This is a genomic window from Nostoc sp. FACHB-280 (assembly GCF_014697615.1).
Lineage (GTDB): Bacteria > Cyanobacteriota > Cyanobacteriia > Cyanobacteriales > Nostocaceae > Nostoc_B.
The window spans coordinates 1-19870 of the sequence record NZ_JACJSD010000076.1 but is presented as its reverse complement, the minus strand read 5'-3'; the positions used below and the strand labels follow the sequence as shown (position 1 = coordinate 19870).

Annotated in this window: 15 protein-coding genes and 4 pseudogenes; 14 read left to right on the top strand and 5 right to left on the bottom strand. The window is 41.5% G+C overall.

Annotation, left to right across the window (positions count from 1 at the left end; genetic code table 11):
- Window positions 1-120, top strand: a pseudogene (locus tag H6G75_RS30900) (IS630 family transposase); the annotation flags it as partial.
- 137 nt (window positions 121-257) lie between these two features.
- Here the strand turns inward: H6G75_RS30900 and ribBA are convergent.
- On the bottom strand, window positions 258-2027 hold the full coding sequence (gene ribBA / locus H6G75_RS30895; RefSeq protein ID WP_190983708.1) for a bifunctional 3,4-dihydroxy-2-butanone-4-phosphate synthase/GTP cyclohydrolase II: 1770 nt from the start codon (window positions 2025-2027) through the stop codon (window positions 258-260).
- Between the two features lie 302 nt (window positions 2028-2329).
- On the opposite strand from ribBA, the gene argC reads away from it, so the two are divergent.
- Window positions 2330-3388 carry an N-acetyl-gamma-glutamyl-phosphate reductase gene (gene argC, locus H6G75_RS30890; RefSeq protein ID WP_190983707.1) on the top strand — a complete coding sequence of 353 codons (1059 nt, stop codon included), beginning with the start codon at window positions 2330-2332 and terminating at the stop codon, window positions 3386-3388.
- Window positions 3389-3529: 141 nt separating this feature from the next.
- Here the strand turns inward: argC and eno are convergent, their stop codons facing one another.
- Entirely contained in the window at window positions 3530-4819 is a 1290-nt protein-coding gene (gene eno, locus H6G75_RS30885) for a phosphopyruvate hydratase (protein ID WP_190983706.1), read from the bottom strand.
- A 475-nt stretch (window positions 4820-5294) separates the two neighbouring features.
- Here eno and bchM point away from each other — a divergent pair, with 475 nt between their 5' ends.
- From bchM to H6G75_RS30865, 4 genes and pseudogenes are all read left to right on the top strand, one after another.
- Window positions 5295-5981 carry a magnesium protoporphyrin IX methyltransferase gene (bchM, locus tag H6G75_RS30880; RefSeq protein ID WP_190983705.1) on the top strand — a complete coding sequence of 229 codons (687 nt, stop codon included), beginning with the start codon at window positions 5295-5297 and terminating at the stop codon, window positions 5979-5981.
- 195 nt (window positions 5982-6176) lie between these two features.
- Window positions 6177-6665 (top strand): hypothetical protein, encoded by a 489-nt coding sequence (locus H6G75_RS30875; protein ID WP_190983704.1) that lies wholly within the window; start codon window positions 6177-6179, stop codon window positions 6663-6665.
- A gap of 21 nt (window positions 6666-6686) precedes the next feature.
- Window positions 6687-7067, top strand: coding sequence for a DUF423 domain-containing protein (locus H6G75_RS30870; protein WP_190983703.1), 381 nt, complete (start codon window positions 6687-6689; stop codon window positions 7065-7067).
- A gap of 314 nt (window positions 7068-7381) precedes the next feature.
- Window positions 7382-10090 (top strand): annotated as a pseudogene (locus H6G75_RS30865) (NACHT domain-containing protein); the annotation flags it as partial.
- Here H6G75_RS30865 and H6G75_RS33990 read toward each other — a convergent pair.
- Window positions 10043-10144: pseudogene (locus H6G75_RS33990) on the bottom strand (hypothetical protein); the annotation flags it as partial. The pseudogenes H6G75_RS30865 and H6G75_RS33990 overlap by 48 nt on opposite strands.
- Between H6G75_RS33990 and H6G75_RS33985 the strand changes: the two are divergent.
- Window positions 10100-10321: pseudogene (locus tag H6G75_RS33985) on the top strand (pentapeptide repeat-containing protein); the annotation flags it as partial. The pseudogenes H6G75_RS33990 and H6G75_RS33985 overlap by 45 nt on opposite strands.
- A 249-nt stretch (window positions 10322-10570) precedes the next feature.
- Here H6G75_RS33985 and H6G75_RS30860 read toward each other — a convergent pair.
- Window positions 10571-12265: a serine/threonine-protein kinase gene (locus H6G75_RS30860; RefSeq protein ID WP_190983701.1), complete on the bottom strand. Its 1695-nt coding sequence runs from the start codon at window positions 12263-12265 to the stop codon at window positions 10571-10573.
- 851 nt (window positions 12266-13116) lie between these two features.
- On the opposite strand from H6G75_RS30860, the gene H6G75_RS30855 reads away from it, so the two are divergent.
- The 7 genes from H6G75_RS30855 to H6G75_RS30825 all read left to right on the top strand — a co-directional run bounded on the left by H6G75_RS30855 (window position 13117) and on the right by H6G75_RS30825 (window position 19094).
- Window positions 13117-14133, top strand: a complete 1017-nt coding sequence (locus tag H6G75_RS30855; protein ID WP_190983700.1) for a ribose-phosphate pyrophosphokinase — start codon at window positions 13117-13119, stop codon at window positions 14131-14133.
- A gap of 194 nt (window positions 14134-14327) precedes the next feature.
- Entirely contained in the window at window positions 14328-14873 is a 546-nt protein-coding gene (locus H6G75_RS30850; RefSeq protein ID WP_190983699.1) for a Uma2 family endonuclease, read from the top strand.
- 68 nt (window positions 14874-14941) lie between these two features.
- Window positions 14942-15511: a Uma2 family endonuclease gene (locus H6G75_RS30845; RefSeq protein ID WP_190983698.1), complete on the top strand. Its 570-nt coding sequence runs from the start codon at window positions 14942-14944 to the stop codon at window positions 15509-15511.
- 50 nt (window positions 15512-15561) lie between these two features.
- On the top strand, window positions 15562-16068 hold the full coding sequence (locus H6G75_RS30840; RefSeq protein WP_190983697.1) for a hypothetical protein: 507 nt from the start codon (window positions 15562-15564) through the stop codon (window positions 16066-16068).
- A 303-nt stretch (window positions 16069-16371) separates the two neighbouring features.
- Complete coding sequence (typA, locus tag H6G75_RS30835; protein WP_190983696.1) at window positions 16372-18162, top strand: translational GTPase TypA; 1791 nt, start codon at window positions 16372-16374, stop codon at window positions 18160-18162.
- A 205-nt stretch (window positions 18163-18367) separates the two neighbouring features.
- Window positions 18368-18955, top strand: coding sequence for a hypothetical protein (locus tag H6G75_RS30830; protein ID WP_190983695.1), 588 nt, complete (start codon window positions 18368-18370; stop codon window positions 18953-18955).
- The gene (locus H6G75_RS30825; RefSeq protein ID WP_190983709.1) at window positions 18948-19094 is read left to right on the top strand and encodes a hypothetical protein; all 147 of its coding nucleotides are present in this window, start codon (window positions 18948-18950) and stop codon (window positions 19092-19094) included. The genes H6G75_RS30830 and H6G75_RS30825 overlap by 8 nt, the downstream gene beginning before the upstream one ends.
- A gap of 147 nt (window positions 19095-19241) precedes the next feature.
- On the opposite strand, the gene H6G75_RS30820 is transcribed toward H6G75_RS30825, so the two are convergent.
- A complete protein-coding gene (locus H6G75_RS30820) occupies window positions 19242-19685 on the bottom strand; it encodes a DUF29 domain-containing protein (RefSeq protein ID WP_190983694.1) in 444 nt (147 codons plus the stop codon).
- Between the last annotated feature and the right edge of the window lie 185 nt (window positions 19686-19870).

Sequence of the window (19870 nt, the reverse complement as noted above, 5' to 3'; positions counted from 1 at the left end):
TGTGCTTTAATTCCAACATTCTCTCATTTAAAGTGGATGTTTGAATGGTTTATCCGAAACACTACCTTTGATTTTATGTCTCTTCAGATGTACGGAGTTTTTTCAGAAATCAAATACTAGTCCTATAGTTGAAAAAAATATACGCAAATGAGATCGCACAAAAAATTCTCATAAAAGGTATAGGGGTGTATGTATGCAAAACCCTTACACCCACTGTTACCAACAACCTTGATCCACAAGTCCTGTAAAAATGACAGTTACTTGGTAAAGCTATAAATCTTCTGTTTTTCTAGGCGATCGCTAATTGCAGAAGGCAAAGTATCTGAAGATAAAATTTGCCGATCAAGTTGAATTTGCAAATTGCTCAGAGGATCACAACCAGAGGAAATCAGAAATTCGAGCTTCTGAATATAAGGTAAGGAGGTGAGATGATCCAAAATTTGGCAGACAGCTTGCACATAAGGATGACCGATTTGTTTGTACCAATCACAGCTTGCGACTTTTGGTTGGTCAAAGCCTAAGTGTACTGTTAAAGATGGTTCATCGAATAATGCGATCGCCAAAGGACGGGCTTCTTCTTGCAATAATAAATCGTTGGTTTTGGCTAAATGACGTAATTTTTCCAACCTTTCATAACGTTTGGTGATCGATTGGGGATCATCTTGCCAATGAATTGCAATGGTTACTAAGTAGGTCTGCAACAGCATGTGACCTAGTTTTTTCGCCTTGGTTGCGAGGTAATAGGAATTGTAGTCGTTGGACTCAATTAACAACGGTACGCGGTCTACAACTTCCAAGCCATAGCCTTTAACACCCGCAATTTTCCGAGGATTATTGGTAATTAGGCGAATTTTTTTGACACCTAAATCCATCAGCATTTGCGCTCCCATACCATAGTCGCGCAGGTCAGCGGGAAATCCTAAACGCTCGTTAGCTTCTACAGTATCTAGTCCCATGTCCTGCAATGAGTAGGCTTTGAGCTTATTAATTAACCCAATTCCTCGGCCTTCTTGGCGCAGGTAAACTACGACACCTTGACCAGCAGTTTCAATCATGTTCAAAGCGGCTTGCAACTGCATCCGACAATCGCAGCGCAAAGACCCCAAAGCATCGCCAGTTAAACATTCTGAGTGCATCCGCACCATGACTGGTTCATCTTTGAAAGTTGCGGGATCGCCTTTGACAATGGCAACATGTTCGCAATTGTCGAGGGTGTGACGGTAAGCGTAGATTTTGAAATGACCAAACTGAGTGGGTAACTCAGCAATACTTTCTCTGATTACAAGGCGGTCATGTTGCAGACGATAACTAATTAAGTCAGCAATACTGATAATTTTTAAATTGTGGTTTCTGGCATACTCAATCAACTGGGGTAGTCGCGCCATTGAACCATCGGGGTTTTGAATTTCGCAAATTACTCCAGCCGGGTAAAGTCCAGCCAAACGAGACAAATCTACAGCCGCTTCTGTATGTCCGGCACGTTTAAGAACACCGCCAGCCTTGGCACGAATCGGGAAAATATGTCCAGGACGGCGTAAATCTAAAGGTGTGGTGGCGGGATTGAGGGCGACTTGAATTGTCTTGGCGCGGTCTTCGGCAGAAATCCCGGTGCTAACGCCTAAATGGGGGCCTGCGTCAATACTAACAGTGAAGGCCGTTTGGTTAGTGTCCGTAATGTTAGTGACCATTAACGGTAAATCTAGCTCGTCTAAGCGATCGCCTGTCATCGCCAAACAAATCAGTCCTCTAGCTTGCACCGCCATGAAATTAATCATGTCAGGTGTGGCAAATTGAGCTGCACAAATCAAATCACCTTCATTTTCCCGATTTTCGTCATCTACCACTACAATGACGCGGCCTGCTTTGAGATCCGCCAAAGCAGCATCAATGGAATCAAATTTAAAAGTTGGGTAAGATGCAGCACTATGATCAGTGGTTTCTCCAGCTTGCGGCGCTACACTCATTTGCGAGTTTTCGCCTTCAGATGGAGTGTTATTAGACTGCCATGTAGGTTTAGGCATGGACACAAAAAACTTCCAGTTAGTGATAGTAAATTTTTTTTAACAATTCCTATATTGTGATTGTAACTCCTTTATACGGTGGAGAATACACTAGCAATGATTCGATAACATGGTCTAGCCTCTACCGTTAAAATTGGGGTTCAGTACAAAAATGCAATCATAGTTAAACAGTCGTAGTTAAGGGGACAGGGAGATTCACAAAGAATAAATTCATAGTGCTGAGGTAACAAAGGACAAATGACAAATGACCCTTGACCTTTGGCCATTGACTGATAAATTAATCAAAAGCGGATAAGGATTTCAAAATCATGGGCAATTTTAGGCGCGTACCCGTTGGGATTGTTGGCGCGTCAGGCTATGGTGGAGTGCAGCTAGTTCGATTACTGATGGAACATCCAGAGGTGGAACTAGTTTATTTAGGCGGTGACAGCAGTGCGGGCAAGTCTTTTGGGGATTTGTACCCACATTTGGCTCATACAGTAAATTTGCCAATTGAGGCGGTAGAGCCAGAGGTAATTGCTCATCGCTGTGAAGTTGTATTTTTGTCTCTGCCAAATGGTCTGGCTTGCCAAATTACACCGCAATTATTAGAAAAAGGCTGTAAGGTGCTGGATCTGAGTGCGGATTATCGGTTTAGTGATTTGGCAACTTACACCAGTTGGTATGGACAAGAAAGAAGCGATCGCACTGCGGCGGCGACGGCAGTTTATGGTTTACCGGAACTGTACCGCGATCGCATTGCCGAAGCCCAATTAATTGGTTGTCCTGGCTGTTACCCCACCGCCAGCTTGTTAGCATTATCACCACTGTTAAAGCAAGGCTTGATTGTGCCAGAAACTGCCATTATCGATGCCAAGTCTGGCACATCCGGCGGGGGACGGCAAGCCAAAGTCAATTTATTACTAGCAGAAGCTGATAATTCCCTAGCTGCTTATGGTGTTGTGCGTCACCGCCACACCCCAGAAATTGAGCAGATTTGTAGCGAATTAGCTGGTCATGAAGTGACTGTACAATTTACACCCCACCTCATCCCAATGGTGCGCGGCATTTTGGCGACTGTCTACGCTACACTGCGCGACCCCGGTTTGGCGAGAGATGATTTAATTACAATTTACAATGCTTTTTACCGTAATTCCCCTTGGGTAAAAATCTGTGACAGTGGTGTTTATCCCCAAACCAAGTGGGCTTGCGGTAGCAATCTTTGTTACATCGGTGTAGAAGCTGACCCGCGTACAGGTCGGGTAATTGTGATGTCAGCAATTGACAACTTAATTAAAGGCCAAGCGGGTCAAGCAATTCAGTGTTTGAACTTAATGATGGGTTGGGATGAAACCTTGGGGTTGCCCAAGTTGGGATTTTACCCATAGAGGTTACAGGTTATAGGTTACAGGTGACAGAAGCTATAACCTGCCGAGAGATGAATGTTCATCTTTTTGTATTTATTAACAGGTTATAGGTGACAGGTGACAGAAGCTATAACCTGTAACCTGTCACCTGTCACCTCTTCCCTATTTCGGCCCTAAACCCACAGCACCAGCATAAATGGCGCGATCGCCTAATTCATCTTCAATTCTCAGTAAGCGGTTGTACTTAGCTACACGTTCGCTACGACACAGAGAACCTGTTTTGATTTGACCAGCGCGGGTAGCTACTGCTAGGTCAGCAATTGTTGTGTCTTCGGTTTCACCAGAACGATGGCTGATGACTGAGCGGAAACCGTTGCGAGTTGCCATGTCAATTGTTTCTAAGGTTTCGGTCAAAGAACCAATTTGGTTGAGTTTAATCAACACGGCGTTACCAGCTTTGGCTTCAATACCTTTTTTCAAACGAGTAGCATTGGTTACAAATAAGTCATCCCCAACTAACTGTACCCGTGAGCCAATTTTCTCAGTCAGCAATTGCCAGTTAGACCAATCTTCTTCGTGTAAACCATCTTCAATTGAAACGATTGGGTATTGGTCAACTAATTGTCCTAAATAATTAATGAACTCAACGGGAGAGTGGGGTTTACCATCGTAAACATACTGACCATCTTTGTAAAATTCGCTGGCTGCCACATCTAACGCCAAAGCGACTTGTTCCCCTGGCTTGTAACCTGCTTTTTCAATCGCCGCCACCAGCAATTCTAAAGCGACTTGATTGGACTCTAGGTTAGGCGCAAAACCGCCTTCATCACCCACTCCAGTCAGCAAGCCTTTGTCATCCAAAACTTTGCTGAGAGTGGCAAATACTTCCGCACCCCAACGTAAAGCCTCTTTAAAGGAAGATGCACCAATGGGGACAATCATAAACTCTTGAAAATCCACGTTGTTAGCCGCGTGTGCGCCACCATTAATCACATTCATCAACGGGACTGGTAATAAATTTGCCAAAGGGCCGCCTAAATAGCGATAAAGGGGAATACCCAAAGATTCCGCACCGGCTTTGGCTGCTGCGAGGGAAACAGCCAAAATTGCATTTGCGCCTAAATTGGCTTTGTTTGGTGAACCATCCACCGCAATCATGGTGCGATCGATTAATTCTTGGTTCAACGCATCCAAATTTAACAACTTGGGAGTTAAGATTTCTTTGACGTTCTGTACTGCCTTGAGAACACCTTTACCACCGTAGCGGCTTTTATCATTGTCCCGCAGTTCGTGAGCTTCAAAAGTTCCTGTAGAGGCTCCACTGGGAACCTGTGCTAGTCCCACAGCACCATTTAGCAAATGCACCTCGGCTTCAACGGTGGGTCTACCCCGTGAATCGAGAATTTCCCGTGCGACAATTGCCTCAATGGCTGTATCTACAATGTTACTCATCTGTGCTTTGTCCTTTATTCGAGTGCGTTCTTAGAGTTGAGCGCCTTAAGTCCAGTGGATTAACCTAACCGTTAGCATAGGCTGTTCAGCGACCTGATGGGCTGAGATTAAAGAAGATTTCCAGATATAGCAGAAGGCAGGAGGCAAAAGGCAGGAGGCAGGAGGTAAAAATCTTACTATTGCTGCCATTCCAGCTTTCAAAATTTTCTACTTATGTAACTACGGCTATATTTGCTAAATTTCTTTAGGATATGCGAACTTTGGATTTTGGATTATTTCTGAGTCAAAAGTCAACAGTAAGCCATGTAGAGTGCTGAGTGCTGAGTTGAAAGTGCTGAGTAAACATTCTTCCCCTGCACCCTTGCCCCCTTCACCCCTGTCACCTATTCCGCCGGAAGTTTTTCAATGAAAGCGATCGCTCTTGCTGCCAACAATGATAATTTTAAGGATTGGGAACCCTTAAAAATCGAAGTTTATGAACGCAGCCGACGATAAAACGATTGTTCGTGAGTATTTCAATTCCACAGGGTTTGACCGATGGAAGCGGATTTATGGTGATGGGGAAGTCAATAAAGTCCAGCTAGACATCCGCTACGGTCATCAACAAACAGTGGATAAAGTTATCGGCTGGCTGAAAAATGATGGCAATTTATCTGAGCTATCAATCTGTGATGCTGGCTGCGGTGTAGGTAGTCTGAGCATTCCCTTGGCAACGGAAGGAGCTAAGGTTTTTGCCAGCGATATTTCTGAAAAAATGGTGGAAGAAGGCAAACAAAGAGCCATACAAGCTTTAGGAAATGCTTCCAATCCAACTTTTGCTGTCCAAGATTTAGAATCTTTGACAGGCAATTACCACACCGTAATTTGCTTGGATGTGCTTATCCACTATCCCCAAGACAAAGCCGATGAAATGATTTCTCACCTTTGTTCTTTGGCTCAATCACGGATAATCATCAGTTTTGCACCCAAAACTTGCGCTCTCAGTTTACTCAAGAAAATTGGTAGTTTCTTCCCCGGTGCCAGCAAAACAACTCGCGCTTATCTGCACCGTGAAGCTGATGTAGTCAAGATTATCGAGAAAAATGGCTTTACAGTCCAGCGTCAGGAAATGACTAAAACTCGCTTCTATTTCTCTCGCTTACTGGAAGCTACACGCAAGTAAAGGTTGTCATTGGTCATTGGTCATTTGTATTGACACAAAACAAAGGACAAATGACTAATGACAGGATGTGCGGATGTTCGATTTCTTTCCTACACCAACTCACACACAGTCGTCATTAAAAGCAGACTTATAGACTGGAACGTTGATGAAAGTGAAGTTAAAATCACAAGCAAAGCCTAAATTTAAAATCGAGTTATGAAGACTGCTGAAAAATTGGCGGCTGGTTGGTTACTGACACTCGGATTCATGTTTTTGACACTTTCAGTCTCTGCGGTAATGGAAAAAAATACGATGCTAAAACCTTTGCCGTCAGGGAATGATGCAGATTCAGGACAGGATTTTGTGAATAAAGAAGCTCTGTTTATGCTGGATACAACAGCAAGACAAGGTTTTATATTTGGTGTGCCGACAATGGTTTTGGGTGGTTGGTTAAGTTTATCTTTATACCGCCGGAGTAAGACTGAACAAAAAGCACTTCAACAACAAGCAAGCGATCGCCTACAATCAATTTTCTATCAAATGTTACAGCAAAATCATGGCAGAGTTACTGTTTTAGGTTTTGCAATGCAATCGGAACTACCCGCATCTGTGGCGCGGGAATTTTTAGACGAAAAAGCTAAAGAATTCAACGCGAATTTTAAAGTCAATGAAGAAGGCGCAGTATCATATCATTTTGATGTTTAAATCTGTTGCCAAGTAAGTCTGATGACGCAGATTTTTTTGAGTATAGCTGCCGTTTTAGGTGGTTTAGCTGTTGCGGCTGGGGCTTTTGCTTCCCATGCTTTACGAGATCATATTAGTGAGCGATCGCTGTCTATTTTTGAAACTGGCGCTCGCTACCAAATGTACCATGCCCTCGCACTTTTAGTAGTTGCTCTCCTCATTAGTCGCCTCGAATCACCTCCAACTACTTTAATTGCTAGTGGATGGCTATTTATTATCGGTATTGCAATTTTCTCCGGCAGTTTATACGCCTTGAGCGTAACTGGTGTGAAATATTTAGGCGCAATTACACCATTAGGCGGTGTCGCCTTTATCGCTGGCTGGGCTGCTTTGGCTATTGCTGCTTGGAATTTGAAATTCTGAAGTTTTTCAACACCAAGGGAAGCAGAGTTTTGTGAGTAGCAATTTTCCAAGGATCTCTGAAAGATTTTTCGTGTTTATTCAAGACTTTTAGATCCCCCTAAATCCCCCTTAAAAAGGGGGACTTGAGGAAAATTCCCCCCTTTTTAAGGGGGGTTAGGGGGGATCGAATGCTACTAGGCAACTTGAGTAAGACTTGTATGTAAACTCTAGCTTTTTAAAGTGAGGCTCAAGGGGATTAAAACAAATATTTCATGTTTCTCACACATCCTCCAAGCTACCCTCTAAAATATCGGTAATTTTGCGGGTCTCTGCCAATGACAAGACGCTGGCCACAAATTTGGGAACGGTTGCGACAATCTTTATCTGTTGAGGAAAGTCTTAATACCACAATTGACACTAGCAAAACATTTTTAGATGCGGCAAAAACTCTTCAAGAAAATGGTGAAAGTTTAGAACCTTTAAAACCTCTACTGCAACATTCATCTTCTTTATTAGATGTGTTGTGTTCACCGTTGGCACAGGTGATAGGCGCGGGTTTACCGTTTGTACCAATGGGTATTGCTTTGCTGAAGTTATATCGCCCAAACAGCCAGGAACAAACGACGCTAGAAGATTGTGTATTTATAGTTAGTCAAATTGCTTATTTAGAAAGCGTTAAAGAAATTTTATCTTCCGATATCAATGTAAATTGGGATGCTCATTTTCAGAGTGATGCAGCAGTCCGCCAACAAATACAAAAACTCAACGATATTGAATTAGATTATGAAGCTGCCAGTAAAACAATCAACTGTTTTCGTCAATCAGAGTTAGCACAGGTATTTAATCAAGTATTATTGGCAAGGTTAATATCTGCAAATATATCTGATGCTGAAATTTTGACAGAACGAGTCGCTTGGAATACGCACCGCTATTTAGTGAAAGCTTGGATAGAATCAGGTGATATTACCAAAAATGTGATTCAAACTTCTTTGGGTGAATGGCAAAAAACACAGCAGAAATTTCAAAGTATTGATGAATATCTAAAGAGTCAGATTGCCACTAAACCAGAAGAAAAGGTTTTTAACGAAGACTTTTCTTTTAAAGATATTTATGTACCATTAAAAGCCAGAAATGTAGATAAAAATGGCAAATTAGATACTAAAACAGAACCTTTTTATTTAGAAACCTGGTCTAAAACTCTTATCCTTGCTACCAACCCGAATACACAACGCCAAGTGATGTTTATTCAAGGTGGGCCGGGTAGAGGTAAAAGTGTTTTTTGTCGGATGTTTGCTGATTGGGTACGGCAGAATTTACACCCTCTATGGACACCAATTTTAATTCGGCTACGTGATATTGATGAATTTCAACCAAGTTTAGAAGAAACTTTGCGCTCCCGAATTAAAGCAGATTTCGCGCAAAGTGATAATGGTTGGCTAACAGATAGAAACACTAGATTTTTATTTATTTTAGATGGCTTTGATGAATTGCGAATTGAGCGCGGCAATAACCAAAGTGTACAAAGATTTATGCGCCAAGTCGGGACATTTCAAAATGACTATCAAGATAATAAAGCGGGTCATCAAGTCATAATTACAGGCAGACAGATGGCTTTACATGGCATTGACCGCCTACCACCGAACTTGGAACGGGTGGAAATTGCCGAAATGGATGTTGAATTACAACAACAATGGTTTGAAAAATGGTACAGGAAATTCTCTACCCAGAAAACATTAGAGTTTATGGATTTTCTGCAAATCCCCTTAGACACAACAGCAGCATCTCAGCAGGTTACACAAAATCAAAAATCCTGTCCCCAGCAAATTACGGAGTTAGCCAAAGAGCCACTATTGCTGTATATGCTAACAGCAATGCACCGAGATGACACCTTAAATATTAATAAGTTTGAGCAAGTTACAGAAACAGAAGCAAAAATATTAGTTTACGAACAAGCATTAAATTGGGTACTAACTAAACAGCGTGCTGATACTCGTCACCCTGATTTAAATTATGAACTGACTCGACAACACCCAGAAGCATTACGCCGAATTTTAGCCGAAGCCGCAGTGTGTGTAGTGCAGTCTGGGGGAGAAAGTGCTTCGATGCAGATGGTAAAAGCACGTTTGCAGCAAGATGATGAAGCTAAAGAACTCATTGCTAAAGCCGAAAAAGAACTAGGAGAAGAAGCATTAAAAACTGCGTTAGGTGCTTTTTACCTCAAGTCTAATGATCATGGAGGTGTGGAGTTTTTTCATAAAAGTATTCGGGAATTTCTCTGTGCGGAACGCATCAAGCAAAGTTTGGAAGAATGGACAGAACCCGGTAGACGCGGCAGAACTTTTAATGTTGACGAGCAGACAATGGACTGGGAAATTTATGATTTACTCGGTTATGGCGGACTCACACGGGAAATTGTCGAGTATCTCATGGGTTTGTTAATTCCCAGTAAGGAATTTCGCTCAGTAGAGTTGTTTAAGCGGTTAGAAAATTTCTATCTGCGTTGGTGCGAAGGAGAATTTATTGACGCGCCACCAGAAAACTTTCCCCAGAAAAAGATGCGGTTACTGCAAGAGCAAGGAATTAAGCAGGGTCAGCGTCAGGTTGATATTTTTGCTGGGTTGAATGTGATGATTTTGCTTTTGGAGTTACACCGCTATGCTCAAGGGCGGGATGAGTTGAAACAACAAATCATTTTCTATCCATCTGGTGAACCACTAGAAGATGCTTGGACAGGCAGATTAATTCGCATCATTAACTATAGTGATGGTGTTAAGTTGGGAAATTTTAGAAATGTAGCAGGGCAATTCTTCTACTACACTAACCTAAGTCGCGCTTACCTTAGAGGTGCTAACCTCAGTGATACAGACCTCAGTTGTGCTTACCTCAGCCCTACAGACCTTAGTGGAGTAGACTTAAGCCGTGCTAACCTCAGTTGCATAAAACTTAGCCGTGCTAACCTCAGTCGTGCCTACCTTAGTGGTTCAGACCTTAGTGGTTCAGACCTCAGTTGTGCTTACCTCAGCCGTGCAGACCTCAGTAGCGCAGACCTCAGTGGCGCAAACCTCAGTGGCGCAAACCTCAGTGGCGCAAACCTCAGTGGCGCAAACCTCAGTGACGCAAACCTCAGTAGCGCAGACCTCAGTGGCGCAAACCTCAGTCATGAGATATTTGGAGATATTATGTGGGATGAAAATACAAACTGGGAGAATGTGCGAGGATTGGATACAGCAGTTAATGTGCCAGAAGCCTTAAAGCAACAGTTGGGGCTGAGTTGAGAATCAATTTACAATTCGCAATTCGCAATTCGCAATTACAAAAGGCGTAGCTAGTAGGTTGGGTGGAATGAAATGGAACCCAACATTTCAAGAACTCGGTATTGTTGAGTTTCGCTATGACTTCACTCAACCTACATTTATTTTTCTATTTCGTGGGCGAGTATCAAATAATCTCGCACTGGGCTTGGTGCTTTTTTATCTTTTACTGTTCCCTATCCCATTTTAATTACCCATAACCAATAACCTTTTTTAAGGAGTATTTTGTAAATTAGGCGTTGGTTGAGGTGTACCATCCACAGGCGGGTTATTGTTACTGTCTGTAGGAATGGTGGGTGTTGGTGTAAACGCTGGCGGAAATGTAGGTGTTAGCGTTGGTGTTGGTGTTGGTGTTAGTGCTGGTGGAAATGTGGGCGTTAGGGTTGGTGTTGGTGTTGCTGTTGCAGAAGGTTGGAGTGGATTTTCTAACGCCACCCGCAGATTATAATCACTTTCACTAACCCCAGACTCCAGCGTTAACTGAACTGTATATCTACCGTTTCTTGGTAATATTCCCGTATAAGAGCTTACTTGTTGGGCGCTACTGTCAAGCACTTGGCGATTCGGGTTTAAAACGGTCAAAGTAATTCCTGTACCTTGTTCCAGCACTGTAGTTAACTTCGCACCAGCTTGCCCAAAAAAGGTATATTCCATAACTTGACCAGCTTTCAGTGAATTTTCGACTGTCGCTGTGTTTGATGTGTCCAATCTCAGGCGCTTACTAGTAATGGTTGGTTCTGTATTGGTGGGTGTAGCTGTTCCGAATGTTGTACCGCCAGAAATCACAGGTGAGGGAAAAGTCTGGGGTGCAGGTGGTGTTGTTTCTGGTTGTGTATTAGACTGACTGCGAATCGAACTCACCAGCGCCCAAGAACCCACACCCGCTAAAATAACTACTGCACTCCCAATTGCACCTAAAGCTAACGGGTTATCTAACACCGAGTTAGCACGACTGGGGGGAATTACTGGGTCTGGTCGGTTAGATGGCTGTGGTGGAATTGCATCAGGACGACGACCGACTGCAATTGTTTGCACATTTGTTACTTCTGGTGATGCGGCTACACCGGGTTGCTCGACAAATTGTAATGCTTGGCTGACCTCAGCTGCACTTTGGTAGCGATCGCTAGGGCTAGGATGTAACATCCGATTAATTACCTGAGCAAACTGCGGACTGACTCTCACAAATCTTTGCCAATTCCAACTAAGTTGAGTTTCATCAAACAACTCAGATGGTTCTTTACCTGTTAGTAAAACTATCGCTGTCACCGCTAACGCATATAAATCACTGCTGGGGTAGGCGCGTCCAGTTTGCATTTGTTCACTAGGCGAGTAACCCAATTTACCCACACTAGTAACACTGATATTAGTATCAGGAGTTTGCAAGCGCGTTGCAATTTCTTTGACGACACCAAAATCAATTAGTACTGGCAAGCGATCGCTATCTCGGAAAATAATATTTTCAGGAGAAATATCACGGTGGATAATGCCGCGACTGTGAATGTGGTCTAATACAGGTAAGAGCGATCGCATCAACTGTAATACATCTGCTTCGCTGAAAGTTTGACCAACAGATTGTTTCTCAGCTAATAAAGCCCGATAAGTTTTACCCGCAACATAATCTTCCACCAAAAATAAACGGTGGTCTTGCTCAAATCTTTCCCGGAATTTCGGGACTTGTGGGTGTTCAATCTGATATAAAATCGTGGCTTCCCGTTGAAAAAGTTCTTGGGCTTTTTCCCAAGCACCAGCCCCAGCTGCGATCGGAATTAATTCTTTAATCGCGCACAATTCATTAAAGCGGCGCTGATCTTCGGCTAAATAAGTTCTGCCAAATCCTCCTTGTCCCAGGATTTGAATTATTCGATAACGGTTTTGTAAGACAGTACCAATTGAAATTGGGGGTTGCATAAATAAATTCAAATTTAATCATAACGAATAAGACCGCCCTCACAAAGCTGAGTCTGGAGGACACAATACATAAAATTGACTCAAAATTTTGCTTTGAGGGATAGTGTCAGGGTTTGAGGATTTTGCACCTTCCACCCCTAAATTTTTTACACTCATACACATCAAATTGTGAACCCATCACTCCCACCTTAGATTTTTCATTTTTATACGTCAGTTACACGACAAATACCTGCGGCGATATTCTACCCTAAGAAAAGCAATAATCCTATTCAGATTTCCAATTGATTACCAAAACCACAGAAAAACTTACTCAGATAGCAACAGAGAAATCATCAACTCCCCTTGATGCTGCTTGTGACTAACACCCCAAAAGCAAGATCCTGGTTTCTAGTTTCCTGGCTAATTTTCCAGATTTGAAAATTTTTGTCCAATTTATAATCCAAAAATAGAGTTTGTCAGTTTATAATTTTGTAGCTGGTATCATAAAATATTCTTCTACCCCAGAAGAATTTAATTTTGGGTATTTCTACTGTCTGAGTTCCTGTTCTACTTCACTTAAGCTGAAAAGAGTTGGTCTCAGTAATCAATACAGTTGGTAGAATTATTACTCTGCCAGACTAATCTAGAGGAAATTTGAGTTGTTGAGAACAGCTCAACTAAGGGGCTAACTAACACACTATATGTCAGTTACGGATTTGATGGTTTGTTTACCACTAAAAACTGAAAAATGGATTGATGGTAGCTCTATTGAGAAATGTTTAAAGTTTGTATGAAAGCTTAAATAAAGCTCACAGATGTTTATTTAGCCTATTCCGGTTAAATCTGGTAATTACCTAAATGATAATCTCGCCATGAATGCACTTCGAGGATCTGCTGTGCTCAGTTCTGCCGCTTTTAAGGTGCAGCCAGCTGCAACAGGACTAACGGAAAACCATCGCCTGCGGCTATTTTCTGGCTCTGCCAATATACAACTGTCTCAAGAAGTCGCTCGTTACCTGGGGATGGACTTGGGGCCAATGATTCGCAAACGATTTGCGGATGGAGAACTTTATGTTCAAATCCAAGAATCAATCCGAGGTTGTGATGTCTATTTAATTCAGCCATCTTGTCAACCAGTTAACGATCACTTAATGGAATTACTGATTATGATTGATGCCTGTCGTCGGGCTTCAGCCAGACAGGTAACAGCAGTTCTTCCATATTATGGTTACGCTCGCGCCGATCGCAAAACCGCAGGACGAGAATCAATCACAGCCAAACTGGTTGCTAACCTGATTACAGAAGCAGGTGCTGACCGCGTTCTGGCAATGGATTTACACGCCGCCCAAATTCAAGGTTACTTCGATATACCCTTTGATCATGTTTACGGTTCGCCAGTCATACTCGATTATCTGACCAGCAAACAACTGCATGATCTGGTAGTTGTTTCTCCTGATGTCGGTGGTGTAGCACGGGCGAGAGCATTTGCTAAAAAACTCAATGATGCTCCTCTTGCCATTATTGATAAACGCCGTCAAGCTCATAATGTAGCGGAAGTCTTGAACGTCATCGGCGATGTCAAAGGCAAAACAGCCGTGTTGGTAGACGACATGATCGACACAGGCGGCACCATTGCCGAAGGCGCTAGATTGCTGCGTGAAGAAGGAGCGCGTCAGGTATATGCCTGTGCTACTCATGCAGTTTTCTCCCCCCCAGCAATTGAACGGTTATCAAGCGGCTTGTTTGAAGAAGTCATCGTTACAAACACGATACCCCTTCCAGAAGACAAACGCTTTCCGCAATTAGTAGTGCTTTCCGTGGCAAATCTTTTAGGAGAAACCATCTGGCGGATTCACGAAGATACCTCTGTAAGTAGTATGTTCCGTTAGCCAAAAAAAGACTGTTATTCAAGTTACAGTCTGGCGTAAATAAACATTAAATTTTGAAGTATGAAGTCAAGAAATTTTTCTCCTTCGTGCTTCAATTTTTATTTTTATGGCATTTTACAAACCGCTCCAGGCGCATAATTCACAGAGGAAAAGCCTAAAATTGAAGTGTTCACCGAGCTTGGCATAGCATCTTTATGAACAGCGAAAAAGTAACAGTGCAGCCTTGGTACACTGTCACCGATGAAGAACTAATGCTGATGAGTTCGCAAAACCCAGAACTGCGGTTTGAACGTAACGCTGATGGAACAATAGAAACTATGCCACCAACTGGGGGAATTTCGGGAAATAGAGAAATTAAAGCAGGAGCGTATTTGCTGGCTTGGGTAGAAAGTCAAGATTTAGGGGAAGTGTTTGGGCAAAGTACAGGGTTTAAATTAGCAAATACAGCTGTGAAATCACCTGATGCTGCTTTCGTTGCGAAAGGACGCTTACCAGAAAGTTGGGATCAGCAAGAAGATGCGTTTATTAACCTAGCACCAGACTTTGTAATCGAAATTCGTTTTAAAAATGACAGCTTGCCAAAACTCAAAGCAAAGATGGCAGAATATATTGCCAATGGTGTGCAGTTAGGCTGGTTAATTGACCGTCAAAATCAGCAAGCTTTTGTTTATCGTCGGGATGGTTCCATTACCCAGTACCCAGCAACAGCAACTTTAAATGGTGAAGATGTTGTCCCATGATTTACCCTAGCTTTGGCAAAATTATTGTGATTAATCGTGGTTTGGAATTAGACAGGGAGTAATTGCTGATGTCGCTATCAACTCAAATATCTTCCAACCTTTCCCTAGAAGCATTTCTCAACTTACCAGAAACTAAACCAGCAAGTGAATATATTGACGGACGCATCTACCAAAAACCAATGCCCCAAGGAAAACATAGTATTCTGCAAACTCGGTTATCAACTAATATTAATCAAATTGGTGAAACTCAACAAAAAGCTTTAGCCTTAACCGAATTACGCTGCACTTTTGAGGGACGTTCCTTAGTTCCAGATATTGCTGTATTTGAATGGTCACGCATTCCAACAGATGAAAACGGAGAAATTGCCAATAAATTTGAAAGCTACCCAGATTGGACTATTGAAATTTTATCACCCGATCAATCACCCAACAGAGTAATTAATAAAATTATTTTCTGTATTAACCACGGGACTAAATTAGGCTGGTTTATTGACCCGAATGATAAATCAGTGATGGTATTTCAACCGAACAAATTGCCAGAAGTGAAATATGATGCGGATATTTTACCTGTCCTGGATGTGTTAAGCGATTGGCAAGTAACAGCAGCAGATATTTTTAATTTGTTGAAAGTCAAATAATTCAACAAACTATACAGGTAACTCTGAACTAGGAACAATAATATTTCCAAATGAAACCGAGTTTAAAACACTACGCTGATTACTTGCGGATGGCTTTTGAGTTAAATCTTTGTTCTCTCGCTGAAATCATCGGCTGGGCAGATAAACTAATTACAAAATGTGACCATCCTGAAAATTGGATGATTGAGCTATCAACAAGTGCAGATAAACATCCATTAGACGTTATTCACCTGTTGTATTTGATTCCAGGCGAACCGGATTTAGACATATCCTTGAAATTATTAATTGCTAAATTGGGTCAAATTTATCCCATACTTTTGCCTGATAATGGTCGTTTTGCCAAACCTGTACACAGTAAATTATTGCGATCGCTCTATCAGTTAATTGTTGATAATAGCTCTTGTGACAAACTAAGAGGCGCTATTTATCAGATTGATCTGGATCTTGACTATGTAGAGCAAGGTTATGGAGACTGGTCATTAATTCAGCAAGACTATAAGGAATTATTTGCAATTAGTTATGATTATCAGCAATGGATCGATTTTCCATTACACTAATCACTGGTATATATAGCTACTAAAATTTTATTTTTAACATACACAATTGCAAGACTCTCAGTCACCTGTCTCAGAAATTATACTTAAACAATTGTAAGTCATTTATAAATTTTTGACTTCTATTTTAAACTTGCTGAATTTTTCTTCAGCAGTATCTATAAAATGCCTTGCAATTGTGTCAATTACGCTAGAATTGTTAAAGGTTCTTTACAGAGTTTGCAGAACACCCCCAATTCTGTTAAAACAGCCTAGCACACTTAAATGTAAATCTAAAAACCTCTCTAGAGTTCAAAGTAAGCTTCTATGACGCTCCCAATTCGTAACGTCGCCATTATCGCCCACGTAGACCACGGCAAAACCACCTTGGTTGATGCACTCCTGAGACAGTCCGGCATTTTCCGAGAAGGTGAAGACGTTCCGGATTGCGTTATGGACTCCAATGACCTAGAACGGGAACGTGGAATTACGATTCTGGCTAAGAATACAGCCGTTCGCTACAAAGAAACACTTATCAATATTATTGATACTCCCGGACACGCTGACTTCGGTGGCGAAGTTGAACGAGTACTGGGTATGGTTGATGGTTGCATCCTAATTGTTGATGCTAACGAAGGCCCCATGCCGCAAACACGCTTCGTGTTGAAAAAGGCATTGGAAAAAGGACTGCGCCCAATTGTTGTAGTTAACAAAATCGATCGCCCTCAAGCCGAACCCCACGGTGCTATTGATAAAGTACTGGATCTGTTCTTAGAATTAGGCGCAGATGATGACCAATGCGACTTCCCATATCTGTTCGCTTCTGGTTTGTCTGGTTATGCGAAAGAAACCTTGGAAGAAGAACCCAAGGATATGCAGCCATTATTTGATGCAATTCTGCGTCATGTTCCACCCCCAGTAGGTGATCCAACCAAGCCTCTGCAATTGCAAGTCACAACCCTAGATTATTCTGAATATCTGGGACGGATTGTCATTGGTAGAATCCACAACGGGACAATTCGTGGTGGACAGCAAGCAGCTTTAGTCACAGAAACAGGCGCAATTGTTAAGGCAAAAATTAGCAAATTGCTAGGTTTTGAAGGTCTGAAGCGGGTGGAATTAGAAGAAGCTTCCGCAGGCCATATTGTGGCGGTTGCTGGTTTTGCTGATGCAAACATCGGGGAAACAATTACCGACCCCAACGAACCCCAAGCGTTACCACTAATTAAAGTCGATGAACCAACCTTACAGATGACCTTCTGGGTGAACGATTCACCTTTTGCGGGTCAAGAAGGTAAATTGGTAACATCAAGACAAGTACGCGATCGCCTATTCCGCGAACTCGAAACCAACGTTGCATTACGTGTGGAAGAAACCGACTCTCCCGATAAATTCCTGGTTTCCGGTCGTGGTGAATTGCACTTGGGTATCTTAATCGAAACCATGCGCCGCGAAGGTTATGAGTTCCAAGTGTCTCAGCCACAGGTAATTTACCGGGAAGTTAACGGTCAACCTTGCGAACCTTATGAATTGTTGGTGTTAGACGTTCCTTCTGATGCAGTTGGTAGCTGTATTGAACGTCTGGGACAACGCAAAGGCGAAATGCAAGATATGCAGCCTGGAGTTAGTAACCGTACCCAGCTAGAATTTGTCATTCCCGCTCGTGGTTTGATTGGTTTCCGTGGTGAATTCATGCGGATGACCCGTGGTGAAGGCATCATGAACCACAGTTTCTTAGATTATCGTCCGATCTGTGGTGAAATTGAAGCCCGTAACAAAGGCGTGTTGATTGCTTTTGAAGAAGGCGTTTCCACCTTCTATGCAATGAAGAACGCTGAAGATAGAGGCTCATTCTTTATCACTCCTGGTACTAAAGTCTATAAAGGCATGATTGTCGGTGAACACAACCGTCCCCAAGACTTAGACTTGAATGTCTGCAAAACCAAGCAGCTAACCAACCACCGTGCTGCGGGTGGTGATGAACTAGTTCAATTGCAAGCACCAATCGACATGAGTTTAGAGCGTGCATTGGAGTACATCGGCCCCGATGAGTTGGTGGAAGTTACACCCCAATCTATCCGCCTACGGAAGATGGCGAAGAAGTTGGCGAAAAGATAAGTAAAGCGATCGCTTAATTCATTTAGAAAGCCCACAATAGTGGGCTTTTTGCTTTTCACATTTTTGGAGTACACACTCATAAAGGTTTTTAATATAGTATTTATATTAATCAAGTAAATCTACGGTATTTAATGTATAAAAAAATAAATAATATTTTGTTATTGCCATAGTATATTGTTATGTTGGCAGTAGAAGATAATCAGGTTTGCCTAATACAAATATGATTGATTTCAGAATATATTTACACAGCTTCTTTTCTGCCGTAGCCAAAGGTGAGGTTGATATATATAACGAGTTTAGTATTCAACATGAGTTTGGTTGCTATCTTCGCTCAAAACTTGATTCGACTTTCAAGATTCAATTTGAACGTCCAGTATCTTTCTTTAATTTGAACAAAAGTGACTTTGTAAAAAAGGAAATAGATATTTCTGTTTTCACGTCTGATCTATCAAAGAAATATGCCATAGAACTGAAATTTCTACGAAATGGTAATGGTAGAGTTCCAGAGACAATGTTTGACTCCTGCCGAGATATTAGTTTTCTTGAACAACTTCGTGATCGTGGCTTCACACAATGTAATTTTGTAATAGTGACAGACGAACCAGACTTTTATAAGCAGGTTTCTGAAAAAATAAGCATATATCAGTATTTTCGTGCAGGTGTTCCCATACATGGTTCGATTCAGAAACCGACGGGCGCAAAGGATAAGAAAGTAAACATTAATGGCAGTTACTCTATTATTTGGAATAATGTTACGGAACTTATAAAATACGCGATAGTTGAGATTGGCTAAAGGCTCGAATCTGGTGAAATTAGGTTTCGACGTTGCTGAAGCTTTTCCTAACGATGAAGCGGTGAATAACGCATTAAGATTACTAATTCAGATTGCCCAGCGTCAGCAAGCTAACACCAATGTACAGCCAACAGAATAAAAGATGTGTTTAGTGAAGTTTTTTGTTGATGGATTGAGGTTATGGCGATGAGCGATCGCTTTCATCTTTATTAATAATATAGTGAGTTTCAAGTTCTTTTTGCAAGGTAATTGGTGTGGAGTATTCGCTCACTATAAATGGCTCACATCAAGGCAAATAATTATCATCCAATAATTGTGCAAGCGTGTAAGGACATTTTTCGGGAAAAACAGTTAAATCTGTTTTAACTTGGACAAAATCAACTGCACTTTGATAAATATTTTCTAAATCATCCTGTAATTTATTACTTAAATTAGTTGTTAGATGATTATTTAAGTCATATCTAAAGGTTTTAATTTCTCCAAGCCAGTGACGATGGTTTCTCTCATATTCAGTTTGCCAATATTGCAATAATAATATATGAATAATAATTTGCCGTAACAGACTTTTGACTTTGGCTAAATCTCTTTTGCCCAAACTAATTAATTCCTCAATTAAATTTTCTACATCTAGTTGGTCAAATTGTTTTTGTTTTAATAATTTAATAGTTTCTTCTAGCCACACACTATCATCTGTTTCATAAAGTTGTTTTAAGTTGGTAGTAATTGTCATACTTTCACCTTCTATTGACTATTCCTAATTTAATCTTACAGAATCAAAAAGTTATAGATAAGCTCTTGTGCATTTAAATTGTGATAATAGTATCGCCTTTATTTTTGAGTTTTCGTCCCCATTTAATAATTAACGCTCCTTCATTTAAGAGTTGATGTAATAAATATTCTAGGTCTTCAATTGAT